Here is a 9,738-nt window from a genome sequence, read left to right as displayed (position 1 = left end):
CAAGAGAACGACCCGCTGCCGCTTTAGAAATGTCTGCACCAGCAGCAATTTTGTCGATAAGTTGAGACTTGTTCACAATATCATCCCCTTCAATTGTTATTATTTTCTACAACCAGATTGTAAATACATTCTTGTAATGTCGGCTTTGTTATATCAAGCATCGGAAACGCTTGCAAGCACAAATACAATGGACTTGAAAATTTCTTGGTGTCCCGCCAGCCCTTGTCACACAAGGGCTGGAACGAAACTGCCCCTAAATTAGCACAGCCTGAGCGTTTGAAAAGCCCCTAAACCACATTTTTTTGGGTTTTTTTAGCTTTTACGCTGGTTTTTTCCACATTTAACACAGACATACCTGTTGGCGGCTCCTGTAAAGCGAATTCCAACACCTCATCAATCCACTTCACCGGACAAATTTCAATGTCACCTTTGACGTTATCCGGAATATCTTTTAAATCCCGAACGTTATCATGAGGGATCAAAACGCGTTTAATACCACCACGATGTGCTGCCAATAATTTTTCTTTTAAACCACCTATTGGCAATACTTCACCACGCAAGGTAATTTCACCTGTCATGGCCACATCAGCCCGAACCGGATTGCCTGTTAATGCCGACACTAATGCTGTGACCATGGCAATACCAGCACTTGGACCATCTTTAGGGGTAGCACCTTCAGGCACGTGAATATGAATATCGCGTTTTTCGTAAAAATCTTCGTTGATGCGCAGCGTTTCAGCGCGGCTACGAACCACTGTCATGGCGGCCTGAATCGACTCTTTCATTACATCACCCAGCGAGCCTGTATGGGTCAGTTTGCCTTTACCCACCACAGCAGCGGCTTCGATAGTTAATAAATCACCACCTACTGAAGTCCATGCCAAACCAGTGACCTGACCAATACGATTGCTGTCTTCGGCTTTACCGTAGTCAAACCTTTGTACACCAAGGAATTCTTCCAGATTGGCCTGATTAACCACCACCTGTTTACCGCCTTTGCCAAGCAGAATTTGTTTGACGGCTTTGCGGCACAGTTTAGAAATTTCACGTTCTAAACTACGCACACCGGCTTCACGGGTGTAATACCGGATAATGCCGATGATGGCGCTATCTTCAATGGTCAGCTCACCTTTTTTCAGGCCGTTTCGTTCAATCTGTTTATTAATTAAGTGCTGTTTGGCGATGTTCAGCTTTTCATCTTCGGTATAACCCGACAACCGAATCACTTCCATCCGGTCAAGCAAGGCTTCCGGAATATTCAGACTGTTACTGGTGGCAAAAAACATCACATCTGATAAGTCGTAATCCACTTCCAGGTAGTGATCACTAAAGGCCGAGTTTTGCTCCGGATCCAGCACTTCTAACAACGCTGCTGCTGGGTCGCCGCGAAAATCCGAAGCCATTTTGTCAATTTCATCCAGCAAAAACAGCGGGTTGCGTACACCAACCTTGGCCATTTTCTGGATAATTTTGCCAGGCATAGAACCAATATAAGTACGGCGGTGACCACGGATTTCCGCTTCATCCCGCACGCCACCCAGCGCCATACGCACATATTTGCGGCCTGTTGCTTTGGCAACAGACTGCCCAAGGGAAGTTTTACCTACACCTGGTGGACCCACTAAACATAAAATCGGGCCTTTGAGCTTATTAACACGCTGCTGAACAGCCAGATACTCCAGAATACGTTCTTTCACTTTGTCCAGGCCATAATGGTCACTGTTCAAAATTTCCTCGGCAAGTGCCAGATTCTTTTTCACCTTGGAACGTTGTTTCCACGGCACCTGGGTTAACCAGTCGATGTAAGAGCGCACCACTGTGGCTTCTGCCGACATAGGCGACATCATTTTTAGTTTACTGAGTTCAGCCGACGCTTTGGTTTTGGCTTCTTCCGGCATTTGGGCAGCGTCAATTTTGCGGTTGATGGCTTCAAATTCGTCCGGCGCGTCGTCGAGTTCACCCAGTTCACGCTGAATGGCTTTCATCTGCTCGTTGAGGTAATACTCACGCTGACTTTTTTCCATCTGTTTTTTCACGCGACCACGGATGCGACGTTCGACCTGTAAAATGTCAATTTCGCTTTCCATCATCGCCATCAGGAATTCAAGACGTTCAGTGACGTCGATAATTTCCAGCACTTTTTGTTTGTCTTCGACTTTTAGCGGCATATGGGCCGCCATAGTGTCAGCAAGACGCGCAGCGTCGTCGATACCAGACAGCGCCGTTAACACTTCAGGTGGAATTTTTTTATTCAGTTTGATGTAACCTTCAAACTGATTCACCGCTGAACGCAGGAATACTTCCTGCTCCCGACTGTCCATTTCCGGCGTTGGGATCACTTCCACATTCGCCATAAACAGATTTTCAGTTTCAGTAAAGTCGGTTAGACGGGCACGACGGCCACCTTCTACCAGCACTTTGACCGTGCCATCCGGCAATTTAAGCAGCTGCAAAATGGTGGCGACTGTACCTACCCGGAACAAATCCGCTTCCACCGGGTCATCCAGCGTGGCGTCTTTTTGCGCGACCAGGAAAATTTGTTTTTCGTTGTCCATGGCGGCATCAAGGCATTTAATAGATTTCGCCCGCCCGACAAACAATGGGATCACCATGTGGGGATAGACGACAACGTCACGTAACGCCAAAACCGGCATGTGCAAACGTTCGACTGTTGCTTCTGTCATTTAGTCTCTCTCGAATTAATTACTGCAGGCGTGATTATTGGAGTATATGGGGTCGGCAATTGCCACTTCAATGCACAGACCGAAAAAATGCTTGGAAAACATTAGGCTTTTAAACCCTTGTTGTTTCATTCAAAGCTTTGTACGGACAAAACTTAGATTATGTTCACCAGAGCGCACAACAACAGTTAAAAAGTAAAATGAAAAAAGGAGCCGAAGCTCCTTTTGGGTCTGAAAGCCGGAGTTGCACCTTCGCTGGCAGCCCCCGTTTAATTTCAGTTTTTTTAGTGGGATTCAGCCACTGCCTTTTCCGGATTTTCATAAATCAGGATAGGTTGCGACTCACCGCGAATCACGGTTTCATCAATCACCACTTTGCTGACATCCTGCATCGATGGCAGGTCGTACATGGTATCGAGTAACACACCTTCGACAATAGAACGTAAACCACGGGCACCGGTTTTGCGCTCCATCGCTTTTTGCGCTATGGCTTTGAGGGCATCTTCACGGAACTCAAGTTCAACATTCTCCATCTGGAACAATGCCGCAAATTGTTTGACCAGCGCATTTTTCGGCTGACTTAAAATTTGCATTAAAGCCGCTAAATCCAGTTCTGTCAGAGTCGCCAATACCGGCAGACGACCAATAAACTCAGGAATTAAACCAAACTTCACTAAGTCTTCCGGCTCGACATCACGGAAACTTTCCGTTAATGAGCGTGAACCTTCTTTGGCTTTGACTTCGGCACCAAAACCGATACTGGAACCCTTGGCACTGCGCTGTTCAATAATTTTATCAAGGCCCGCAAAAGCACCACCGCAGATAAACAGAATTTTAGAGGTATCAACCTGTAAAAATTCCTGTTGTGGATGTTTACGGCCACCTTGTGGTGGCACTGACGCTACTGTGCCCTCAATCAGCTTCAGCAAGGCTTGCTGCACACCTTCACCCGACACGTCACGGGTAATAGAAGGGTTTTCTGATTTACGGGAAATTTTGTCAATTTCGTCGATGTAAACAATGCCACGTTGCGCTTTTTCAACGTCATAATCGCATTTTTGCAGCAATTTCTGGATGATGTTTTCTACGTCTTCACCAACATAACCTGCTTCGGTTAACGTAGTGGCATCAGCCATGGTAAATGGCACATCCAATAAACGGGCTAAAGTTTCGGCCAATAAAGTTTTACCACTGCCGGTTGGACCAATCAGCAGAATGTTACTTTTACCAAGCTCAACATCCTGTTTATTACCCGCGTTGCGAAGGCGTTTGTAATGGTTGTACACAGCAACGGCTAACACCTTCTTTGCATGGTCCTGGCCAATCACATAATCATCCAGATGAGCACGGATTTCACGGGGTGTTGGCAGCTTATTGCCATCACGTTTTGGTGAAATGTCTTTGATTTCTTCACGGATAATGTCGTTGCATAGGTCAACGCATTCATCACAGATATATACCTGTGGACCTGCGATCAACTTACGCACTTCGTGTTGTGATTTGCCGCAAAAGGAGCAATACAACAGCTTGCTGCTTTTGTCGCCGTCAGTGCGGTGATCAGACATGGAACTACCTCTTTCACAATGCGCCCTTCACTTCCCGGAAAGGACGCCAATCAATTATTTAGCTTCGCGTTTGGTTAATATGGTATCAACCAGACCATAATCCAAGGCCTGCTGTGCACTTAAGAAATTATCACGTTCAGTGCCGTTGATAATTTCTTCGTAGGTTTTGCCTGTGTGCTCGGCCATCAGACGGTTTAACTTTTCTTTGATGGTCAGAATTTCGCGGGCATGGATTTCAAAATCAGTTGCCTGTCCCTGGAAACCACCCAACGGCTGGTGAATCATCACCCGGGCATTAGGTAAACAATATCTTTTGCCTTTGGTACCACCAGATAACAAAAATGCGCCCATACTGGCAGCCTGACCAACACAAACGGTGGCAATATCACACTTGATATAGCGCATAGTGTCATAAATGGCGAGGCCGGCAGTGACCGAGCCACCTGGCGAGTTGATATAGATGTAGATGTCTTTTTCCGGATTTTCAGATTCCAGAAACAACAACTGCGCTACTATCAGGTTGGCCATGTGGTCTTCTACCTGGCCTGTCAGAAAAATAACCCGCTCTTTGAGTAAGCGTGAATAAATATCAAAAGAACGTTCACCTTTAGCGGTTTGTTCGATGACGATGGGGACTAAGGCATTGACTAAATCATTCATATTACGCTCAAGCACCATAAGCTGGATTCCCTAGGAAAAATATGCGGCAGAAAATAAAATGGCCCGAACACTGCTGCCCGAGCCATTAAAACCGTCTAACTAAGTAAAGTCAATCTTAGTTGGCAGCTTGTGGATTCATGATCTCGTCAAACTTAGCAGCTTGTTCAGTCACTTTAGCCTGAGCCAGCACCAGGTCAATGGCCTGCTCTTCTAAAGCTACGTTGCGCATGCCTTGCAACAGCTCTTTGTTGCTGTTGTAGTACTGCACAACTTCAGCCGGATCTTCATAAGCAGAAGCGATGTTGGCAATTAACGCCTGAACGCGGCTGTCATCCACTTGCAGGTTGTTGGTTTTGATCACTTCACCTAACAGCAGACCTACTTTAACGCGGTCACGGGCTTGATCAGCAAACAGTGCTGCTGGCAGCTCTGGCAGGTTTTTGGCGTTTACGTTGTTACCAAAACGCTGCAGCGCCTGGCGACGTAATACGTCAACTTCACCTTCAATTAATGCTTGTGGCACGTCAACTTCGTGAGCAGCTAATAAACCTTTGATGACCTGCTCTTTTACCTTGCCTTTAATGGCCTGGTTCAGTTCACGTTCCATGTTTTTGCGAACTTCAGCGTGCAGCGCTTCAACAGTGTTTTCCGCTAAACCAAACAGTTTTACGAACTCTTCGTTTACTTCAGGCAGCACCTGAGCTTCTACCGATTGCAGTGTAATCGCAAATTGAGCTGCTTTGCCTTTTAAAGCTTCAGCGTGGTATTCAGCTGGGAAAGTCACGTCGATAGTGAACTGCTCGCCGGCTTTTTTACCCAGAATACCTTCTTCAAAACCCGGGATCATCCGACCCAGGCCTAAATCCAGGCTGAAACCTTCGGCTTTGCCGCCGTCAAATTCAGTACCGTCGATTGAACCAACAAAGTCCATTTTTACGCGGTCGCCATTGGCAGCAGCGCCATCTTTGGCAGCCCAGGTTGCGTGTTGTTTACGCAGCGTTTCAATCATTTTGGCCATGTCATCAGCAGAAATTTCTACTGTTGGTTTGGTCACTTCAATTTTTGCTAAACCGTCTAACTTCACTTCCGGATACACTTCAAAAGTGGCAGTGAATTCTAAGTCTTTGCCTTCAGCCAGTTGGCCTGGCGCAAAAGTTGGTGCGCCGGCAGGGTTCAGTTTGTTCGAAACAATGGCTTGATAAAAATGGTTTTGCATCTGACGTGAAGCAACATCTTGCAGCACTGACAGACCAAACATTTTTTTGATAATAGCGACCGGCGCTTTGCCTGGACGGAAACCATCAATACGGCGGTTTTTAGCGATCTGGCGCAGTTCTTTTTCTACTTCAGTGCTGATTGCAGCGGCCGGAACCGTGATATTGACACGGCGCTCTAAACCCTGGGTGGTTTCAACAGAAACTTGCATCTTGTTACCTCAAAATCAAAAACGGGCGTGGGGTTTACGCCATCATGCTTAAATCTGGTAGTTTCGCTTCGTCAGCACCTGTCAACCAGATCCATTGTTTAATAGGACGCGGCATTATAGCGAGGCTTTCCCTAGTCGTCGAGCATTTGATGAAAACTCAATATTGACGCGGCCTGGGGCCTTGTTTTTGGTATTTTTTAAGCATAAAAAATCAGTTATTTCAGCGCTGATGCTGCTTCACCAACACCATGCGGTCTTCACCTTTGCCATAATAATCCGCTTCGGTTTTTGCACATAAAAAACCAAACTTCTGATAAAGCGCCAGCGCTGCTTTATTGTCCGGTGCCACAGTCAACCAAAGTTTGCTGCATTCGGCCGGCACATTATCCAGCAGCGTCGCCAGTAATAATTTACCTATGCCCTGCCCCTGTGCTTCTTTGGCAACTGCCAGTGACAAAATACCTATTTCCTGCGGTCCCTGCTGCGCCGGTGCCGCCAGAATATAACCAAGTAATTTATCATCCTGCACTGCAAGCTGTAATAAATCGGGCCATAAATCATAAGCCTGCCGGAAAAAAAACGCCGGATAGACCACATCTGCAAAAAGTTGTGATTCAAGGGCCGCAAGTGCCGGTAGGTCAGCTAATAGTGCCGGTCGCAGTTGCAGTTTGTTCCGGGAAAACATCAGTGCACACTCCTCTGTACATCAGGCCGTTAAAGCGGCTCAACGCTGTTAAATAGCTGCGCAGTGTACCTAAACCGCTGCCGGCTTTCATCCTGAAGTATCAATTTAAACTGACAGATGGGTTCAACAGCGGTATCCGGCAGTTAAAGGGACCCCCGCTGCTATTTACAGCAAAAATACCAAGCTGTTAAGGTGCCTCAACCACAACCGCCCGGACCTGACGCATGCACATTGATTTAAACGCCGATATTGGTGAAGGTTTCGACGACAACGCCATTATTCCCTGGATATCGTCGGCCAATATCAGTTGTGGCGCCCATGCCGGCACTGAATCTCAAATCAGAGCCGCCATCAGAAGCTGTAAAAAGGCCGGTGTTGCCATAGGTGCCCATCCGTCTTATCCGGATAAAATCAATTTTGGCCGGCAGGTGATAACGCTCAGTGCCGACGAACTGGCCAATAGTTTAACGGTGCAGCTGAAATATTTTTTACAGTTGTGCCGCGAAGAAAAGGCCATTGTCAGTCATATCAAACCACATGGTGCTTTATATAATCAGGCCGCCAAAGACCCCATAACAGCCCGGGTGTTGCTTGAAGTGCTGCACAGGCTTTGTCCCAACCTTGCTCTGATGACATTACCAGGCTCAGTGCTTGCGAAGATGGCCGGATCTGAAGGTATCCGCGTTATTACCGAAGCTTTTGCCGATCGCGGTTATCAGATTGACGGATCATTAATAGCACGGCACAACAGCGGCGCTTTGTTAGATAACAACGCCGCCATCGCTCAAAGTCTGCGCATCTGTCAAAAGCAGCCGCTGCAACTGGCCGCAGGGACACTGCTGCTTGATGCAAAAAGCCTGTGTCTGCATGGTGACAGCCCGCATGCAGTTGCGCTGGCCGCCGCGCTTTATCAGGCTTTAACCGGGGCGGGTATCAATATACAACCGGCATCTGGCGACAGACCTTCAGCAGACAATGATTCAGGAGACAACAATGCTGACTGAATTAACACAAACGGCAGCCGTAAATTACTGGCCACTTTGTGGTGTTGTGGTGGTGATTTTAGGTTTTGTCTTACGTTTTAATCCGGTGTTGGTGGTCCTTGTGGCCGGTATATCCACTGGTCTCGCTGCGATAATGCCGCTTTCACAAATTCTGGCCGAACTGGGGGAAGGATTTTTAAAAACCCGCACCTTGCCGCTGATTTTATTATTACCGCTGGCCATTATTGGTTTGGCTGAACGTCATGGTTTAAAACAGCAGGCACAGGCTTTTATTCAACAACGCAAAACAACCGGCATATCACAGTTTTTAACCTTGTATCTGGCGGTGCGGGAAAGTACAGCGGCCCTGGGCCTGACCAGCCTGGGCGGTCATCCGCAAATGGTCAGGCCTTTAATAGCGCCAATGAGCGAAGCGATAGCAGAGCAACGCTGGCCCGGCATGCCTGATCTGATCCGGCAAAAAGTTCGGGCTATGGCGGCGGCCACCGACAATATAGGTTTGTTTTTTGGCGAAGATATTTTTGTCGCTTTTGGCGCTATTGTTCTGATGCACACTTTTTTGCGTGAATCCGGTATTGAAACCGACCCTTTGCATATTGCACTTTGGGGTATACCTACTGCGCTTTGTGCTTTTGCTATTCATGCATTACGTCTGCGCCAGTTCGAACACAGCCTTTTAAAACTGCAGCAGGCTGCTGTGTCGGCAGAAGCCGCCGGCTTTTTAACCAATGCTGAAAACACCAGCGTAAAACCGCAGGTGAAACCATGATTTCCCTCAGTTTTTTATATCTGCTGTTGGGTTTATTGTTGTTGTGGATTGCGTTATTAAGCCTGTGCGACCGCACTTTGCCCAATCGTTTTGCTGCCGGCGCCTTCTGGGGTTGTTATGCGTTGGTGTTTTTAGTGGGTGATTTTCTGCCGCACATGCTGGTGGGTATTATTGTGGTGATACTGGCGCTGCTGGCGGGCTCCGGAGCATTAAAAGCCAGTGCCCAAAAAGCGCTGGCTCCTGAGCTGTTGACACAGTCAATGCAAAGACTGGGGCGCTGGATTTTCCTGCCGCCGCTGTTAATACCATTGCTGACGGTGTTTGGTGTGCTGGTACTTAGCGAAATTAAAGGGGCTGACTGGGCCTTACTTGATGCAAAAAACCTGACGCTGGTCAGTCTTGGTTTAGCCTGTGTGCTCAGTCTGCCCGTAGTTTGTGGCTTGACCAGAGAAAAGCCAGTACAGGCCGGACTGGAAGCCAAACGACTGATGGAAGCTATGGGCTGGGCAGTGTTGTTACCGCAATTGCTGGCCACTTTAGGATTGTTATTTAATGAAGCCGGTGTTGGTACTGCAGTGGCGGCCCTCAGTGAAACTTATCTGGCGGTGGATGAACGCATGGTCGCGGTTTGCGCTTACAGCATTGGCATGGCGCTTTTTACCATCATTATGGGCAATGCTTTTGCCGCTTTTCCGGTGATCACAGCCGGTATTGGCATTCCGCTTTTGGTGATGCAGCACGGCGCGAATCCGGCGGTGATGGCCGCCATTGGTATGTTTAGCGGTTATTGCGGCACCCTGATGACGCCGATGGCAGCCAACTTTAATATAGTGCCGGCGGCGCTACTGGAACTTAAAGATCCCCATCTGGTGATCAAAGCACAGTTTCCAACGGCGCTGTTGTTGTTGGTTGCCAATATAGTGTTGTTATATTTTCTGGCGTTCTAGC

The 9,738-nt window shown here is 47.7% G+C and carries 7 protein-coding genes and 2 pseudogenes; 3 read left to right on the top strand and 6 right to left on the bottom strand.

What is annotated here, in order from left to right; all coding sequences use genetic code 11:
* The 6 genes and pseudogenes from RCH83_RS06695 to RCH83_RS06670 form a co-directional block, all read right to left on the bottom strand.
* Window positions 1-76: pseudogene (locus RCH83_RS06695) on the bottom strand (DNA-binding protein HU); the annotation flags it as partial.
* Between the two features lie 282 nt (window positions 77-358).
* A pseudogene (gene lon, locus RCH83_RS06690) lies at window positions 359-2,684 on the bottom strand (endopeptidase La); the annotation flags it as partial.
* A 281-nt stretch (window positions 2,685-2,965) separates the two neighbouring features.
* Window positions 2,966-4,246: an ATP-dependent protease ATP-binding subunit ClpX gene (gene clpX / locus RCH83_RS06685; RefSeq protein ID WP_306520288.1), complete on the bottom strand. Its 1,281-nt coding sequence runs from the start codon at window positions 4,244-4,246 to the stop codon at window positions 2,966-2,968.
* Window positions 4,247-4,300: 54 nt separating this feature from the next.
* A complete protein-coding gene (clpP, locus tag RCH83_RS06680) occupies window positions 4,301-4,906 on the bottom strand; it encodes an ATP-dependent Clp endopeptidase proteolytic subunit ClpP (RefSeq protein ID WP_306520286.1) in 606 nt (201 codons plus the stop codon).
* 115 nt (window positions 4,907-5,021) lie between these two features.
* Window positions 5,022-6,332 carry a trigger factor gene (gene tig, locus RCH83_RS06675; protein ID WP_306520284.1) on the bottom strand — a complete coding sequence of 437 codons (1,311 nt, stop codon included), beginning with the start codon at window positions 6,330-6,332 and terminating at the stop codon, window positions 5,022-5,024.
* Between the two features lie 220 nt (window positions 6,333-6,552).
* Window positions 6,553-7,017 (bottom strand): GNAT family N-acetyltransferase, encoded by a 465-nt coding sequence (locus tag RCH83_RS06670; protein ID WP_306520282.1) that lies wholly within the window; start codon window positions 7,015-7,017, stop codon window positions 6,553-6,555.
* Between the two features lie 224 nt (window positions 7,018-7,241).
* Between RCH83_RS06670 and pxpA the strand changes: the two genes are divergently transcribed.
* Genes pxpA through RCH83_RS06655 form a run of 3 tightly spaced genes read left to right on the top strand, consistent with a single transcriptional unit; the run spans window position 7,242 to window position 9,737 of the window.
* A complete protein-coding gene (gene pxpA / locus RCH83_RS06665) occupies window positions 7,242-8,021 on the top strand; it encodes a 5-oxoprolinase subunit PxpA (protein ID WP_306520280.1) in 780 nt (259 codons plus the stop codon).
* The gene (locus RCH83_RS06660; protein ID WP_306520278.1) at window positions 8,011-8,790 is read left to right on the top strand and encodes a DUF969 domain-containing protein; all 780 of its coding nucleotides are present in this window, start codon (window positions 8,011-8,013) and stop codon (window positions 8,788-8,790) included. Before pxpA ends, RCH83_RS06660 begins: the two co-directional genes overlap by 11 nt.
* The gene (locus RCH83_RS06655; protein ID WP_306520276.1) at window positions 8,787-9,737 is read left to right on the top strand and encodes a DUF979 domain-containing protein; all 951 of its coding nucleotides are present in this window, start codon (window positions 8,787-8,789) and stop codon (window positions 9,735-9,737) included. Before RCH83_RS06660 ends, RCH83_RS06655 begins: the two co-directional genes overlap by 4 nt.
* Window position 9,738: the final 1 nt, after the last annotated feature.

It is taken from the genome of Rheinheimera sp. (assembly GCF_030824435.1).
Lineage (GTDB): Bacteria > Pseudomonadota > Gammaproteobacteria > Enterobacterales > Alteromonadaceae > Pararheinheimera.
The sequence above is the reverse complement of the archived record's forward strand: the minus strand, read 5'-3'. Positions and strand labels throughout refer to the sequence as shown.

What these genes read in the sequence shown, in the direction of transcription:
- clpX (WP_306520288.1), bottom strand. Translation starts at nt 4,246, where the DNA reads ATGTCTGATCACCGCACTGACGGCGACAAAAGCAGCAAGCTGTTGTAT.
- clpP (WP_306520286.1), bottom strand. Translation starts at nt 4,906, where the DNA reads ATGAATGATTTAGTCAATGCCTTAGTCCCCATCGTCATCGAACAAACC.
- tig (WP_306520284.1), bottom strand. Translation starts at nt 6,332, where the DNA reads ATGCAAGTTTCTGTTGAAACCACCCAGGGTTTAGAGCGCCGTGTCAAT.
- RCH83_RS06670 (WP_306520282.1), bottom strand. Translation starts at nt 7,017, where the DNA reads ATGTTTTCCCGGAACAAACTGCAACTGCGACCGGCACTATTAGCTGAC.
- pxpA (WP_306520280.1), top strand. Translation starts at nt 7,242, where the DNA reads ATGCACATTGATTTAAACGCCGATATTGGTGAAGGTTTCGACGACAAC.
- RCH83_RS06660 (WP_306520278.1), top strand. Translation starts at nt 8,011, where the DNA reads ATGCTGACTGAATTAACACAAACGGCAGCCGTAAATTACTGGCCACTT.
- RCH83_RS06655 (WP_306520276.1), top strand. Translation starts at nt 8,787, where the DNA reads ATGATTTCCCTCAGTTTTTTATATCTGCTGTTGGGTTTATTGTTGTTG.